The following is a 15,145-nucleotide window of genomic DNA, read 5'->3' on the forward strand; positions in this document are numbered from 1 at the left end:
GTCGCATGCCTGAAACGGGCATGCTCCTTTCCGGATACGGCGATTTCGCCGTTACCGAAAATGCCTGCGCAAAAATCAATTTGGCCCTGCACGTGACGGGCCAGAGGCCTGACGGCTATCACCTTCTCGAAATGCTGGTGACATTTGCGCGACATGGCGACCGGCTGGGTTTTGCCCTCGCCGATACCGATGATTTCACGCTTTCCGGTCAGTTTGCCGATGTGCTGGCGGATGATCCGGGCACCAATCTGGTCCTGAAGGCCCGCGATCTGCTGCGCGAGGCGGCAGGGGTCGCTCCGCCCGTTCGTATCCATCTGGAAAAAAACCTGCCGGTTGCCTCTGGCATTGGCGGGGGATCGGCCGATGCGGCAGCGACGCTGCGCGGGCTGATGCGCCTCTGGGATGTGGCGCTTCCGGCTGAGACGGTCTCCTTGCTTGCGCTGAAGCTCGGGGCCGACGTGCCGATGTGCCTCAGGAGCGCACCGCTGATCGCCCGCGGTATCGGCGAGGAGCTGGAGAGCGCCGATGCGCTGCCCTCTTTCGCCATGGTGCTCGCCAATCCGCTGAAAGGCATTTCCACGCCCGAGGTTTTCCGGCGGCTTGCCATCAAGAACAATCCTCCGCTGGTCCTGACCAGGACGCTGCACTGGATGGAAGCCATACGGGCGACACGCAACGATCTCGAGCCGCCGGCGCGGGAACTCGTTCCCGAAATCGCCGAGATTTCAGACATGCTCACGGCCGAAGGCGCATATTTCACACGCATGTCCGGCTCGGGCGCAACCTGTTTCGGCATCTTTGAAACGCCTGTCGCTGCACTCCGCGCGGCTGAGCGCCTTCACGCCGCCCGCCCGGACTGGTATTTCCAGGCGACTGAGACTTTCGCGGGAGGTGCATGATGGCAGGCCTGGATGAAACAAGAGCTTTTATTCCCCTCGGCATCGCGGTGCTGACCGTTTCGGATACGCGCACGCTGGCGGACGATAAATCCGGCGATACGCTCGCAGCCCGGATCGCCGAGGCAGGACACCAGTTGATCGATCGGGATATCGTGCCTGACGACCGGGAAAGGATCGCCTCACGTGTGCGCGCCTGGACGGAAGCCAAGGAGATCGATGTCGTCATCACCACGGGCGGGACTGGCTTTACCGGCCGGGACGTGACACCCGACGCTCTAGAATCGCTCTTCGAAAAACGGATGGATGGCTTTTCGGCCGTGTTCCACCGTATTTCCTATGACAAGATCGGCACTTCAACGATCCAGTCACGCGCCACGGCGGGTGTCGTCAATGCCACCTTCGTCTTCGTGCTGCCGGGCTCGCCAGGCGCATGCAGGGATGCGTGGGATGGTATCTTGAAGGCGCAGCTCGACTATCGCCATATGCCGTGCAATTTCGTGGAGATCATGCCGCGGCTCGACGAGCACCTGAAGCGTGGCGCGACGAAGTAGGCTGGCTAAAGAGCGATATCCTCTGCGCATCGGCCTGAAAATCGGAATCGATTTTCGGAAAGCCTGATGTGTAGATTCAAAGCGTAGAGCGCAGTGCGCCGGACCCACTGCGCTCTAAGTCGCAAGGCCCGGCAGCGTGGGCAGCGTCTCCCAGCTATCACCGGACAGCAGCACGCAGCTTATGCCGTGAACATCCGTGATGACGAGCGTCCATGTACCGCTCTTGGCGGCATAAACTTCAAGAATGGCGTTCTGGTTGATCAATCCAACTGCCGTGAGCTTTTCAGCAAAGTTGCTGTCCAGGAAATTGACGATCTCAGATCGGCCTGCGCAACTGTGCATCATCTGCGATGCTGCCCGATGCGGATGCGCGATCATCGATATCGACAATATGACGGCCGACAGACCATGGATCATATTGCTTAGCATGACGCACCTCCTTTCGCCGGTGACCCGACAGAAAGGAGATTCTCGCTGACCTGTTCTGCCGTCCTCCGGCATTCATTGGCCATCCGCTACGAAGCGAGGCGCTTCGGCGGCGCCGTGTTCAAATTATAGCGCGAAATTTTATTGAGCGCCATCTTTACGCATGTCTGGAGGTGCAGGAGCTAGCGCGCCGCGCGGGCGACCCAGGAAGGAATCAACTCACTGGAAAGCTGGCGCGGCTTCTGCCCCTTGGTGAATTCGGCAAGCCGCATACCGCTCTTTGCCGTGGCAAGTGCAAGCTTCTTCGGCATCAGCAAACCGAGTTCCAGCGGCGGTCTGGTACGGCCGACGCGTTGGAGGAACGGGCGGCGATAGCCACGGGAGGCAGTGAAACGCGCCGGCACTTTATTTAGTGCGACATATTCCAGGATCTCGTCGATCCATCCTGCCTGCGGCCTCGCGCCCGGCTCGACGAAGAGCAGCCATTCACCACGTGCCGAACGAACGATGTCCTTGATATCCCATTGCGAATGGAAACGGCAGCCGGCAGCATCCGCCACCCGCGAGGTGCCGTCACGCGAGCCATGATCGAGCACGACCACGTCGCTGACGAGGCCTTCCACGGCGCCTGCCACCAATACGGATAAAGTCTGGGCCAGTTCAGGTTCCTGATCCTGGCATTCAAGAACGACAGTCAACATTGCCTGTTTATAGAGCGCCGCACAAAATTTTGCCAGCGGGACTTTCCTCATTTTGTTCTTGCATTGTTCTCATTTTGTCGATAGGAATTTAATCATCAAAACGAGCGGAGCCGAGCGTTTTCCGCCGCTGGAGAATCCGATGAGACCACAGTCCCTTGCAGGGCAGGCCGCATTTGCGCCTGCCAATACAGCGGATATTGCCGACGCGATGATCGCGGCCTCGGGGCTGCGCATCGAGGTTGACAGGCGGCACGGCCGCGGCGCCGGGCTGAATCCGAGCGGTCGCTTCGAGCCGATGCAGCGGGAGACCTTCGATGATGGTTGGCAGACGCTCGAGGATCTGCCGCCATTCAAGACGGATGTGCAGATCGAGAAGCCGCGTACGGCGATTACCCGCAACGAGTCCCCGGATCTTTCCTTCGACCGATCCATCAATCCCTATCGGGGCTGCGAGCATGGCTGCATCTACTGCTTTGCTCGGCCGACGCATGCCTATATGGGTCTCTCAGCTGGGCTGGATTTCGAGAGCAAGCTCTTCGCCAAGCCGGATGCGCCGAAGCTTCTGGAGCGGGAGCTCGCCAAGCCCGGTTATAAAGTGCGCGTCATTGCGATCGGCACCAATACTGATCCCTATCAGCCGATCGAGAAGGAGTGGCGCATCATGCGGCAACTTCTTGAAGTGCTGAATAAGGCGAATCATCCGGTTGCTATCGTCACCAAGTCGGCGATGATCCTGCGCGATCTCGACATCCTCTCGGAGATGGCGGCAAAGAACATCGTTCGTGTTGGCATTTCGGTGACCACGCTTGACCGCAAGCTCGCGCGCCTCATGGAACCGAGGGCCGCGACCCCGACGCGCCGGCTGGAGGCGATCCGCGGGCTTTCCGAGGCCGGTGTGCGCACGACGGTGATGGCAGCGCCAATGATCCCGGCACTCAACGATCACGAGTTGGAGCGTATTCTGGAGGCCGCCAAGGCATCAGGCGCAGAAGAGGCAAGCTATGTGCTGCTGCGGTTGCCGCTCGAAGTGAGCCCGCTTTTCCGTGACTGGCTGCTGCAGAACTATCCTGACCGCTATCGCCATGTCATGTCGCTCGTGCGCTCGATGCGCGGCGGCAAGGATTATGATGCCGAGTTCGGTAAGCGTATGAAGGGTACTGGTCCCTATGCCTGGCAGATCGCCCGTCGCTTCGAAATGGCGGCAAAACGATTGGGGCTGACCCGTCGAAGCCTTGCCCTGAGCGACGACCTCTTTGTGCCGCCCAATGGCAGCGGCGTGCAGCTTTCGCTGCTCTGACTGATCGCCTTCATGCAATTCCGGACGCAAAACCGCTGCGCACTTTTGCTGAATTGGTTCTCTGTTTGCGCAATTCCAGACGCAAAAACCGCTGCGCACTTTTGCTGGAATTGCTTGTGAGCTTGCGTAAGGCGTGAAGAAGACCTGCCCTGCGTCTTCTGCCTTACGCAATTCCCGCGGATGGCCTTGACCGCACCCATCCGCCGGACCGCCCCCGGCCGTCGCCGCCCTGATCCGGGGGCTTGCAGGAAATCGGGTTGGCGTGCGAGTTTCAACCGCATGAAACATCGCACGTCACCCGATTCTCCTCTGCTCTTCGAAGAGGTTCCTCTCGTGCCGGATTTCCGGCTGGAGCTGAAGGCCCGCAAGGCCGGCCACTGGCCTGTTGCCGGCGCCGACGAGGCTGGACGCGGACCGCTTGCCGGCCCTGTTGTTGCCGCAGCTGTCATTCTCGATCCCAAACGCATTCCCGAGGGCCTGAACGACTCTAAGCAGCTTTCGGTACAGAGGCGCGAGGAGTTGTTTACGCAGATCCTGGCAACCGCGACGGTTTCCATCGCCTCCTCCAGCTCCACTCGCATCGACGAGACCGATATCCGCAAGGCGAGCCTCGATGCCATGCGGCGTGCGATCTGCGGCCTAGCCATACAGGCAAGCTATGTACTGACGGACGGGCTCGACGTGCCGACTGGGCTCGCATGCCCGGGTCAGGCCGTTGTGAAGGGGGATGCGCGCTCTGTCTCGATTGCGGCAGCTTCCATCGTCGCCAAGGTAACGCGCGACCGGATGATGGCTCGGGCGCATCTCGTATTTCCCGAATATGGTTTTGCAGCGCACGTCGGATATGGCACGGCACAGCATCGTTCCGGTATCGAGAAACACGGGCCGTGTTCGCTGCACCGAATGACCTTCCGGCCACTCCGCAAAGATGGCGTGGAGGTCGAGGTGAACGGAGAGATGCTCAACGAGTAGTTCCGGTCGCGACCTCGTATCTCCTGACCGGACTATTGCGTTTTGCAAGCCCATCATCGACAGCCTGTCGCATCAGGCGAGACACCAACACATACAAAACAAAAAGCCCCGCTGAGCGGGGCTTCTCTAATTCTATTGAGTTGAAGCTTAGTTCAGACGGGTTTTCACTTCGCCAACAGCCTTACCGAAAAGCTCGGACTGGATCTTGGAATCGGCCTGCTTGCCGATAACCGATTCAGCGGCTGCGATAGCGAGATCGACGGCAGCAGAACGAACGGCCTTCATCGCATCGACTTCGGCCTGCTTGATCTTCTGCTCTGACAGAGCCGTACGGTTGGCAACGAATTCTTCCGTCTTCTTCTTCGCTTCCGCAGTCAGCATCTCGGCTTCGCGCTCGGCTGCAGCTACGATGTGAGCAGCCTCAGCTTCAGCTTCTTTGCGCTTGCGCTGATATTCAGCGAGCAAGTGTTGGGCTTCTTCGCGCAGGCGCTTGGCTTCTGCCAACTCGTTGCGAATCTGATCGGCGCGGTCGTCGAGCGACTTTGCCATCATGCCCGGAACCTTCAGATAAACGACCAGCGCCACGAAGAGAACGAGGCCGACAAAGGCGAAGAAAGTTGCATCAAAAGCAAATTCCATCGATCAAGCCTCCTTCTTGGCAGCTGCAATGGCAGCGGCGACGTCAGACTGGGCAGCAGAGCCGCCGATGAGCTGTTCGACAACGGCTGCGGCGGTTTCCTCCGCGATGGCGCCGACATCGGCAAAAGCCTTTGCCTTCACATCGGCGATACGGGCCTCGGCAGCCTTCAGCTTTTCGCTCAGGCTTGCCTCGACCGCACGACGATCTTCCTCAGCCTTGACCTTGGCAGCGTCACGAGCGGCAGTGCCGATCGAATTTGCCTTGGCGCGGGCAGCGGCGAGTTCGCCTTCATAGGTCGCGACAGCGGCGTCAGCCTCGGCCTTCAGACGGCCCGCTTCTTCGACGTCCTGCGAGATACGGCTATGACGCTGCTCGATGATGCCGCCGATGCGCGGGGCGATGACCTTTTGCATGAGCAGATAGAAGATGACGAACGTAATCGCCAGCCAGAGAAGTTGGGAAGCGTAGGTCGTCGAATCGAAAGGCGGGAAAGGTCCGCGCGCGTGCTCGCCTTCGGGGACGCCGGTCTCGGTATGGACCTCGCCGGCAGCCGGAGCGGCGTGCGCATCCGTCGCGGTTCCCGCCGGGGCCTCTTCAGCGTAGGCCGGGGTCACAAAAAACATGCTCACCTCCAGGTGTACTGCAAATGCAAAGGATCACGGCTCGCTGTTCGCAGGCCGTGATCCATCAATCCACCGGTATCAAACGGCGAAGAGCAGGAGGAGAGCGACGAGCAGCGAGAAGATGCCCAGAGCTTCCGTAACGGCGAAGCCGAATACCAGACGGCCGAACTGGCTGTCTGCAGCAGACGGATTGCGCAGAGCGCCGGAGAGGTAGCTACCGAAAATGTTGCCGAGGCCGAGAGCCGTACCGGCCATACCAAAGCAAGCCAGACCTGCACCGATGAACTTTGCTGCTTCCGCGTCCATGTTGAACTCCTTTAAATGGTTGTTGCGGCGATTGACTGACGCCCTTTGACGTCGCTGTCGTTATCCTTAGTGCCCGCCTGGATGGATCGCGTCATTGAGGTACATGCAAGTCAGTACCGCAAAGACGTAAGCCTGAAGGAAGGCAACGAGGAACTCGAGACCGGTCAGGGCGACCGTCATCAAGAGAGGAAGAACGGCTCCGCCGACACCGACGGCACCAAGGGCTCCAAGCGAGGCGACGAAGCCTGCGAACACCTTCAGCGTGATGTGACCGGCGAGCATGTTAGCGAAAAGACGAACCGACAATGAAATTGGCCGGGACAGGAAGGAAATGATCTCGATCCCGACGACCAGAGGCAACAGAATGCCCGGCACGCCCGATGGCACGAAGACATTCAGGAAGTGGAAGCCGTGCTTATAGAAACCGTAGACGAGAACTGTGCCGATGACGAGGATCGCCAGCGCAAACGTGACGATGATCTGGCTGGTGACCGTGAAGAAATACGGGAACAGACCAAGCAGGTTTGCCGTCAGCACGAACATGAAGAGCGAGAAGACCAGCGGGAAGAACTTCATTCCCTTGGTGCCCGCCCCTTCCTTCAGCATGCCGGCAATGAACTCGTAGGACATTTCGGCCAGCGACTGCGAACGGCCAGGAATGATGGCCCGGTTCGAGGTCGAAAAATAGAGAAAACCGGCGGCGACAGCGGCCGAAGCCACCATGAAGAGCGATGCGTTGGTGAACGAGAAATCAATCCCGCCGATCTCGATCGGCACAATCTTGAAGATCTGGAACTGATGAGTCGGATCGTTTGACACCGGTTGTTCTCTCTCTTTGACCCGCCAAGAGGCGGAAATTGCACTGGACCGGGAGCGGTCCCTATTTCTCAGGCGGCCTGCGATCCAGGGGTTGGGAGACCCTCCCCGCAGCACGCAGTACATTCAGCACGCCAGCACAGAATCCAAGAAGCAGAAGAACAATCAACCCCCAAGGCGCCGTGCCGACAAAACGGTCGAGGAGATAGCCGAGCACAGCACCGACAATGATGGCGGAAATGAATTCGCTCGAGAGCTTCATCGCCTGGGCATAACCTTTGCGGCTCTGCTCGGCGTTGGCCTCTCGCGCCTCTTCCTTCCTGTCATCGACACGCTTGGAGGCAAGTTCCGCTTCCAGCTGCCGACGGCGCTGCTCAAGACTTTCTTCGCGGTCATCCGCCATCGTGCTCTCCTCCGCTTCCGTCGCCCGCAATCCCGCTACCCCGGTTTTCCGAACCACGGACGCAAAGGTTAAAGAACCTTCCGGCCCGTTCTGAAGTCGCGCGCAACATAGTTTTAGGGATTAGCATAGTCAAGGCGTAGGAAGCTTGTGTCCAGCCATAAAATAACCATCAGAAATCAAATACTTAAGCGGAACTTTGTTGCGTGAACCCGATTTCTCCGAAAGAATCCGCTTTCGAATGGGTCAGGACGGCGAAAAATTGGCAATCAGCGACCCTTTTGCCTTAAGCGTGTCGCGGTCTTTCGGTTTCGCATTCCACGCTTTACGCTTTTGTTTTCGGCACGTCGTTATCGCAAGACCGCTGCAAACTTTCGCGCGACATTCTTTAGCTCCAGCCACCACCGTAGGTGCGATAGAATACATGCATACCAATGCGGCCGACTTTTTCCATGGTCTTTGCCCAATTCGGCCTAACATAGACAGCATGGTAATGCGTCGCCGAGCCAACCTGTGGCAGCCAGATCCTGCCGGCGGTCACGGCCATGGCCACATCGCGGGCGACGCGCCAGTGATATTGCGAGTTCACGCGGTCCTTGATGTTGTCGCAGGCAAAGGAAAACTGGCAGCGGTTGCGCCAGTCCTCGTTCTGGTAAACGACGCCGCAGATGGTCTTGGGATAGGCCGGATTGCGGACCCGGTTGAGGATGACCTGGGCAACGGCTGCCTGCCCTTTCACAGATTCGCCACGCGCCTCGAAATAAATGCCTGACGCTAGGCACTGCTGTTCGCGGGCGGAAAAGACACTGGGCGGGAGGATGCTTGCAGCCCATGCATGATCCTTCGGGCCGATCTGCGGGACGAAACGGCCTTCCTCCCTGTCGGTCAAGATCGAATCGAAAGGCGATTGGCGAGAATAATCCGGCGCGGCAGGCGCATAGGCCGTTGCCAGCACATCCGCCTTGTCGCTGGTCACCAGACTTGCCAGCACGGCCGGTATGGCATCGTCCTGCTGCGGAACCGGCTGCTTCTTATAGAAGGCCGTGGCGATCTCGATTTCCTTGCCTTTGATCGCTGGCTTCACGAAGGCCGACTTCTCCTTGAGGTCGAAGACAGGGCGGAAAAGAAGCTTGGTGCGTTCGAGGATGGAACCGGCCGAGAAATCCTTCGGCGGCTGCACCTTTTCCACGGCAACGACGCGGCCTTTCTTGGCGTTACGGTTGACGCGGTCCTCATCCGGGATCGCCTCATTGCCCTTCTCGCCGGCAATGAATGCAACTTTGCGGCCATCGGGCAACACCATACCGGCACCGGCAGCGATCGAACCGGTGACAGCGGGATCGGCAAATGCGAGTTCGGCCTGATGAATGGAGCCGGCCGGCGAGTTGGTCAGAACCATGCGCCAGCTTTCGCCATCATTGTCGAGACCGGCAAGCATGGTGGCGAGATCTGCATGAGAAGCGACGCTCGGGAAGATCAGCCATCCGGCAACGCCGAAGATCGCGGGAGAAACCCAGTTCTGGGGCAAGAGACGCAGCTTGCTGCGGGAACGGCCATTTCGACGCAACGCGGACTCCAGGCATGGGACGCAGGACAGTCCCAAGAAAATCTCGCATTAACCTTGATAGCTGGTTAACGACCTGTGCCGGAATATGCCCATGAAGATATTGCTCTGATGCCGCTGACGTTTTCATGAGATGGAGCATCTCATTGTGTGCCTATCACAGGAATGGGAGAGGACGAAATCGTGCCCTCTCCTTCCTTCTCGTCAGATGATGACGTGCGAACCCAGTTCCACCACGCGGTTGGCCGGCAGGCGGAAATAGTCCGAGGGGTTGGCGGCCGCATTGGCGAGCGCGATGTAGAGGCGGTCCTGCCAATAGGGCATGCCGGATTTGGCATCGGGCACCAGCTTGCGGCGACCGAGATAGAAGGACGTCGTCATGATATCGAATTTCAGGCCGGTCTTGCGCAGCGCGGCCAGCGCCTGCGAGACGTTCTGCGATTCCATGAAGCCGAACAGCAGCTCGACGCGGGAGAATCGTTCGGAGATCTGCTCCACCTTGTAGCGCTCCTGTGGCGAGACACGCGGCTTGTTCACCGTGCGGATCGTCAGGATAACATTGCGATCATGGAGCACGTGGTTGTGCTTGAGATTGTGCAGCAGCGCGGCAGGTGCGGAATCCGGGTCGCTGGTCAGGAAGATCGCAGTGCCCGGAACATGGGCCGGCGAATGCTCACTCTTGCGCTCGATGGAGCTCACGAAAGAGGCGAGCGGAATGTCGGTATGGCGAGTCTTTTCCGTCAGGATCGCCGTACCGCGGCGCCAAGTCCACATGATGACGGTGAAAGCGGTCGCGATCATGATCGGGATGTAGCCACCGTCATGGATCTTCAGGAGGTTGGCGCCAAGGAAGACCAGTTCCAGGGCGACCAGTGGCAATAGCGCCGTGATGGTGACCGGCAGCGACCAGTTCCAGCGGACGCGGACGAACTCAAAGGCCATGACCGAAGTGACGACCATCGCGCCGGTGACCGAAATACCGTAGGCGGTGGCCAGCGCATCGGAGGTCTTAAAGCCGAGCACCAGGAAGATGACTCCGAAGAACAGAACCGCATTGACCGAGGGCACGAAGATCTGCCCGGTATTGGTCTCGGACGTGAAGAGGATTTCCATGCGCGGCAAGAAGCCGAGGTTGATCCCCTGGCGCACCAGCGAAAAAGCGCCCGTTATGACGGCTTGGCTAGCGATGATGGTGGAGGCGGTCGCAAGAATGACGACCGGCAGCAGCGCCCACTGCGGATACATGAGATAGAAGGGATCGGACATTGCCGCCGGATTGCCGAGAACGAGCGCGCCCTGCCCCAGATAGTTCAGCGTGAGCGACGGGAAGACCAGGGCAAACCACGCCCACTGGATCGGGCGACGACCGAAGTGACCAAGGTCCGCGTATAGCGCCTCCGCACCCGTGACGGTCAGGAAGACAGCGCCGAGAACGACGACACCGTAGAAACCCTCATGCAGCAGGAAACTGACGGCATAATAGGGATTGAAGGCGGCGAGAATGCCGAAATCATCTGAAATATGAGCGATGCCGGCAGCGGCCATGACGAGAAACCAGAGCGCCATGATTGGACCGAAGAAGCGGGCGACGGCACCCGTGCCATGCGACTGCACGACGAAGAGCAATGCCAGGATCGCCACAGATATGGGCACGATATAATCCGTCAGGCTCGGGGTCACGAGCTTCAGACCCTCGACGGCCGAAAGCACCGAAAGCGCCGGGGTGATCATCGCATCGCCAAGAAAGAGCGCCGCGCCCATCAGGCCGAGCAGCATCAGCAGGGCAGTGTGGCCGTTGGCGGTCTTCATCAGGAGGGCCAACAGCGATAGAGTGCCGCCTTCGCCATCGTTATCGGCGCGCAGCAGGAAGAGCACGTATTTGATGGTGACGATGATGGTCAGCGCCCAGATCATCAGGGAAATAAGGCTGATGACCTCGAAACGGGTGAGACCATCGTGGGCGACCGGCTTCAGCGCTTCGCGGAACGCATAAAGCGGGCTCGTGCCGATATCTCCGTAAACGACGCCTACCGAGCCCAGCGCAAGATAGAAGAGCTTGCGCGGCCCTAGGTGACGCTCGTGAGAATGGCTTTCTTCGGACATGAAGCAGTTACAGGCTCCTTAGAGCCAGCCTTTCCAGCGGAAAAAGAAGAAGGGAATGACGGCGGAGATCACCATGAGGCCCAGCGAGTAGGGATAGCCCGCGCTCAGGTGCAGCTCCGGCATGAACTCGAAATTCATGCCATAGATGGAGGCGACCAGCGTCGGCGGCAAGAACACGACCGAAGCGATGGAAAATATCTTGATGATGGCATTCTGTTCGATGTTGATGAGGCCGAGCGAGGCGTCGAGGAGAAAGGTGATATTGCCGGCGACGAAGGAGGCGTGTTCCGAAAGCGACTGGATGTCGCGCGAAACCGTGCGGCAAAGCTCCTTGGTCTCCTGGTCGTGCTGCACGGCAGGGATCGTGTAGAAGAAAGTGAGAAGGCGCGAGAGCGAACCGAGGCTGTCGCGCAGTTTGCTGATCATGCGGTGATGGCCGGCAATGTCCTTCAGCTTCTCTTCGAGGTAGTTCGAGGGCTTGCGTATCTTCCTGGCGCGATCGCCGAAGACGTGGACCGACAGAATGTCCAGCCGGGACACCGAGACTTCCAGAACTTCGGCCGTGCGGTCGACGATCGTTTCCAGAAGCTTGGCGAGAAGAGCAGCACCACTGCGCCATTGCTCGGGTATGCGATGCAGAGCAGCAATAAAAAGCGCGAAAGACTTCGGATGGGCATAGCGGATGGTCACCAGCCGGTCGCCGGCCAGAATGAAGGCGACGTCCGTCAGGGTTGGAGCTTCCGTCTCAGCCTTCCATATCAGAGACGCCGTCATATAAACTGCGTTGTTTTCGACATAGAGGCGCGCCGACGGCTCGATCGCCCTGAGATCGTCACGGGTCGGCACTTCGATACCAAGGATCTTCTCGACATGCAGTTCCTCCTCGCGAGTCGGTTCGACCATGTCGATCCATACCACATCCGCCGGAAACTCCGGAGAATTCGCTAGGTCGCGAATCTCGATCGATTTGCAGTTGGAACAGTATGCGGTGATCACAGTCCGCATCTCCGGCGCCGGCAACGCCCGGCCATCCTAATCCTTTTCATCGAAAGCCCATCCATGCGGTCGCGAGCGCGACGGGGCCAGGCGCGCGCGGCATCGATCGTAACGGAAGCAGATAAAAAGAGTTCATACAACTCCGGCCATATACGGCCTTTCCGGTCGGGTCGCTCCACCGCATCGCAGTCACCAATCCTTCGATCGACAAGTCAACCCCGAATATGCAGTAAGGCCGTAACCTTCATCGACAGGCGGCCATCGCAGAGCATTTGCAGACGCGCCATCATGACGCCGGCGCGCATATGAAGCAAACCCGGAGAATAATCAAGACACCTTACGTGAACTGCGCCTTTTCATCTCATTTCCCCCACAATTTGGGGTAAACGGCCAAGTGATTCGCTATTCGAAGACGATGGCGGGCGCTTCGCGCTGCGGCTTTTCGCCGATCTGCTCCCATACTTTGGCGGCGATGGCGCGGTAGATTCCGGCCACGGTGCCATTCGGATCGGAGGCGACAAGCGGCGTTCCCGCATCGGACGTTTCGCGGATATTCATGGTCAGCGGCACTTCGCCAAGGAAGGGTACGCCGATACGCTCGGCCTCCTTGCGGGCGCCGCCGTGGCCGAAGATGTCATAGCGCGTGCCTGTGTCGGGCGCGACGAAATAGCTCATGTTCTCGACGATGCCGAGAACCGGCACCTCGACCTTGCGGAACATATTAAGTCCCTTGCGGGCGTCGATCAGCGCCAGATCCTGCGGCGTGGAGACGATCACGGCGCCGGAAAGCGGCACCTGCTGGGCCATGGTAAGCTGGGCATCGCCGGTGCCGGGCGGCATGTCGACGACGAGAACATCCAGTTCGCCCCAGGCGACTTCACGCAGCATCTGCAACAGCGCGGACTGAACCATCGGCCCGCGCCAGATCATCGCGGTCTCCTCATCAACGAGAAAGCCCATCGACATGACCTTAAGGCCGTAATTTTCCATGGGGTTTATGATGCGACCGTCGATCTGAGTCGGACGGCCGGAAATCTTTAGAAGGCGCGGCATGGAGGGGCCGTAGATATCGGCATCGAGGATCCCGACACGAAGGCCGTTCGCCAGCAGACCGAGGGCAAGATTGACGGCCGTTGTTGACTTGCCGACACCACCCTTGCCCGATGCGATGGCGATGATGGCGCCGATGCCTGGAACGCCGATCTTGGCCGTGCGCGGCTGCTGTTGCTGCGGCGCGTGGGAGTGGCCGTGATGGCTCTGGCTCGCCTGGGGTGCGGGTCGCGCTGCAGGTGCATTGGCGGCGGCTTTCTTGTCAGCCGTCAGCGCCACGAGCGCGCCTTTCACGCCTGGCATTTCCCTGATGACACGCTCCGCAGCGAGCCGCATCGGCTCCAGTTCCTGGGCGCGTTCGGCCGGTACGGTGATGGAGAAATAGACTTTGCCATCGGAGATGAAGACGTCGGACACCATGCCGAGTTCGACGATATTGTGCTCCAGATCCGGCCCGCGCACGGTCTTCAGCGTTTCCAGAACCTGTTCCTTGGTGACCTCGGTCATTCCATCCTCACTGCTTTTCCCCGCATAAATAGTGGAGGGTGGCAGCTTCGCCAAACAAAATCGGGCGGCGCAAAAAATCTCCCATCGAATGGAATGGCAGCGGGTTCTCTTTCCGTTGCGGCCATCAAGTCCGCCGGGCTTTCACCCTGATGACCGCAACGGACTCCCCGAGAACCGACGCAATTCGGGGCGAGTTAGCGCAAGCTGAAAAAAAGGCCAGTAAAAATTTGAAGAAATCGTGCGGTTTCGGAACAGCGGCTAAACGCGGTTGCCTAAACGCAACAACCGCCGCTGATATCGAAATACCGGGAAAGCGGCAACGATGTCAGGCGGCGGCATGTCGGTCGCACCGTTGAACTGGCGCTGTTTTCAAAGTCCCCTCTGGACCTCTGCCAGGACCGATGCAGGAAGCGTGCCAGCTGCGAAATTTGCTGAAAAAGGATGATAATTATCAATCTGGGCAGCCGAATTAGGAATGTACGCTCAGATTTTGAGCAGCCCAGCGGTTGCTGACGTTAATTTAGGCTGGCTACACGTTACTTGATGAGGCCGATGCGCAGGGCCTTGGCAACAGCCTGCGTGCGGTTGACCGTATCCAGCTTCTTGGTGGCGCGATTCAGATAATGATTGACCGTATGTTCCGAGAGATCGAGAATTTCGGCAATCTCGGCGCTGGTCTTGCCGGCCGCCGTCCAGTTGAGGCAATCGATCTCGCGATCCGTCAACGTGTCTGTCATGCGTGTATCGAGGTTGCGGATCTCGGCAAGTCGATCGAAGACATGAATGGAGATGTAGCTGAGTTCGCGCATCTCGGCCGGCGTAAAGGGTTCGCGATCACCGGCAAAGGAGACCGCGCCCCGCGCGCCCGACGGTTCATGCGTCGGAAAATAGGCGCAGCGCATCATTTTGAAGCGTTCGAAGAGGGTGGCAACAAGGCCCGATTTGCCATCGTCACGCGGCCAGTTGGCGCGTGCTGTGTCGTAGAAGAACGGCAAGGTCGACGTGCGCAGTCTCCGCAGGACCGGACTGTTCATCATCAGCCCCTCCTGATCGTAGATGGATAACAATTCTGCCGGCCAGCTCGTGATGATCGTATTGCCCTGCAGATCGAAGGAGGTGATCGGCGGCAGGTTCAAAACCATGAAGGCCCGGCTGCGATAGGCCTCAGTCACCCGTTTCATGAAGCGGAAGATGTCGAACTGGGTCTTGAGACTGGCGACCTCCTGGACATAGGCGTCTTCCACCGAAGTTTGCGGTAAGCTTGCCATCAGATTTTTCGCCTTCGAGCCGGGCT

The 15,145-nt window shown here is 59.1% G+C and carries 16 protein-coding genes; 4 read left to right on the plus strand and 12 right to left on the minus strand.

All coding sequences use genetic code 11. The features are described 5' to 3' along the window. Positions 1 to 5: 5 nt before the first annotated feature. Both EV281_RS07580 and moaB read left to right on the plus strand, forming a co-directional pair. Complete coding sequence (locus tag EV281_RS07580) at positions 6 to 899, plus strand: 4-(cytidine 5'-diphospho)-2-C-methyl-D-erythritol kinase (protein WP_132652439.1); 894 nt, start codon at positions 6 to 8, stop codon at positions 897 to 899. Then, positions 899 to 1,450 carry a molybdenum cofactor biosynthesis protein B gene (gene moaB, locus EV281_RS07585; protein ID WP_132653209.1) on the plus strand — a complete coding sequence of 184 codons (552 nt, stop codon included), beginning with the start codon at positions 899 to 901 and terminating at the stop codon, positions 1,448 to 1,450. The genes EV281_RS07580 and moaB overlap by 1 nt, the downstream gene beginning before the upstream one ends. 114 nt (positions 1,451 to 1,564) lie before the next feature. Here moaB and EV281_RS07590 read toward each other — a convergent pair whose 3' ends face one another. Both EV281_RS07590 and EV281_RS07595 read right to left on the minus strand, forming a co-directional pair. Beyond that, positions 1,565 to 1,879 (minus strand): hypothetical protein, encoded by a 315-nt coding sequence (locus EV281_RS07590; protein ID WP_132652440.1) that lies wholly within the window; start codon positions 1,877 to 1,879, stop codon positions 1,565 to 1,567. A gap of 179 nt (positions 1,880 to 2,058) precedes the next feature. Further along, positions 2,059 to 2,577: a glycosyl transferase gene (locus tag EV281_RS07595; RefSeq protein ID WP_132652442.1), complete on the minus strand. Its 519-nt coding sequence runs from the start codon at positions 2,575 to 2,577 to the stop codon at positions 2,059 to 2,061. Positions 2,578 to 2,716: 139 nt separating this feature from the next. Here EV281_RS07595 and EV281_RS07600 point away from each other — a divergent pair, with 139 nt between their 5' ends. Both EV281_RS07600 and EV281_RS07605 read left to right on the plus strand, forming a co-directional pair. Next, the gene (locus EV281_RS07600; RefSeq protein ID WP_132652444.1) at positions 2,717 to 3,874 is read left to right on the plus strand and encodes a PA0069 family radical SAM protein; all 1,158 of its coding nucleotides are present in this window, start codon (positions 2,717 to 2,719) and stop codon (positions 3,872 to 3,874) included. Positions 3,875 to 4,153: 279 nt separating this feature from the next. After that, positions 4,154 to 4,846: a ribonuclease HII gene (locus EV281_RS07605; protein WP_132652446.1), complete on the plus strand. Its 693-nt coding sequence runs from the start codon at positions 4,154 to 4,156 to the stop codon at positions 4,844 to 4,846. 147 nt (positions 4,847 to 4,993) lie between these two features. Here the strand turns inward: EV281_RS07605 and EV281_RS07610 are convergent, their stop codons facing one another. From EV281_RS07610 to EV281_RS07665, 10 genes are all read right to left on the minus strand, one after another. Beyond that, entirely contained in the window at positions 4,994 to 5,485 is a 492-nt protein-coding gene (locus EV281_RS07610; RefSeq protein WP_132652447.1) for a F0F1 ATP synthase subunit B, read from the minus strand. A 3-nt stretch (positions 5,486 to 5,488) separates the two neighbouring features. After that, entirely contained in the window at positions 5,489 to 6,109 is a 621-nt protein-coding gene (locus EV281_RS07615; RefSeq protein ID WP_132652449.1) for a F0F1 ATP synthase subunit B, read from the minus strand. Between the two features lie 78 nt (positions 6,110 to 6,187). Continuing rightward, positions 6,188 to 6,415 carry a F0F1 ATP synthase subunit C gene (locus EV281_RS07620; protein ID WP_015338972.1) on the minus strand — a complete coding sequence of 76 codons (228 nt, stop codon included), beginning with the start codon at positions 6,413 to 6,415 and terminating at the stop codon, positions 6,188 to 6,190. Between the two features lie 66 nt (positions 6,416 to 6,481). Further along, positions 6,482 to 7,234 (minus strand): F0F1 ATP synthase subunit A, encoded by a 753-nt coding sequence (locus tag EV281_RS07625; protein WP_132652451.1) that lies wholly within the window; start codon positions 7,232 to 7,234, stop codon positions 6,482 to 6,484. 61 nt (positions 7,235 to 7,295) lie between these two features. Beyond that, positions 7,296 to 7,634: an AtpZ/AtpI family protein gene (locus tag EV281_RS07630; RefSeq protein ID WP_132652452.1), complete on the minus strand. Its 339-nt coding sequence runs from the start codon at positions 7,632 to 7,634 to the stop codon at positions 7,296 to 7,298. Positions 7,635 to 8,019: 385 nt separating this feature from the next. Next, complete coding sequence (locus EV281_RS07635; RefSeq protein WP_132652454.1) at positions 8,020 to 9,198, minus strand: cell wall hydrolase; 1,179 nt, start codon at positions 9,196 to 9,198, stop codon at positions 8,020 to 8,022. A gap of 201 nt (positions 9,199 to 9,399) precedes the next feature. Then, positions 9,400 to 11,298 carry a potassium transporter Kup gene (locus EV281_RS07640; protein ID WP_132652456.1) on the minus strand — a complete coding sequence of 633 codons (1,899 nt, stop codon included), beginning with the start codon at positions 11,296 to 11,298 and terminating at the stop codon, positions 9,400 to 9,402. Positions 11,299 to 11,316: 18 nt separating this feature from the next. Continuing rightward, positions 11,317 to 12,294 (minus strand): magnesium transporter CorA family protein, encoded by a 978-nt coding sequence (locus tag EV281_RS07645; protein WP_132652458.1) that lies wholly within the window; start codon positions 12,292 to 12,294, stop codon positions 11,317 to 11,319. A 402-nt stretch (positions 12,295 to 12,696) separates the two neighbouring features. Then, positions 12,697 to 13,851, minus strand: a complete 1,155-nt coding sequence (locus EV281_RS07655) for an Mrp/NBP35 family ATP-binding protein (RefSeq protein ID WP_132652460.1) — start codon at positions 13,849 to 13,851, stop codon at positions 12,697 to 12,699. A 536-nt stretch (positions 13,852 to 14,387) separates the two neighbouring features. Then, positions 14,388 to 15,119, minus strand: a complete 732-nt coding sequence (locus tag EV281_RS07665; RefSeq protein ID WP_132652464.1) for an autoinducer binding domain-containing protein — start codon at positions 15,117 to 15,119, stop codon at positions 14,388 to 14,390. Positions 15,120 to 15,145: the final 26 nt, after the last annotated feature.

It is taken from the genome of Rhizobium sp. BK418 (genome assembly GCF_004341105.1).
Lineage (GTDB): Bacteria > Pseudomonadota > Alphaproteobacteria > Rhizobiales > Rhizobiaceae > Rhizobium.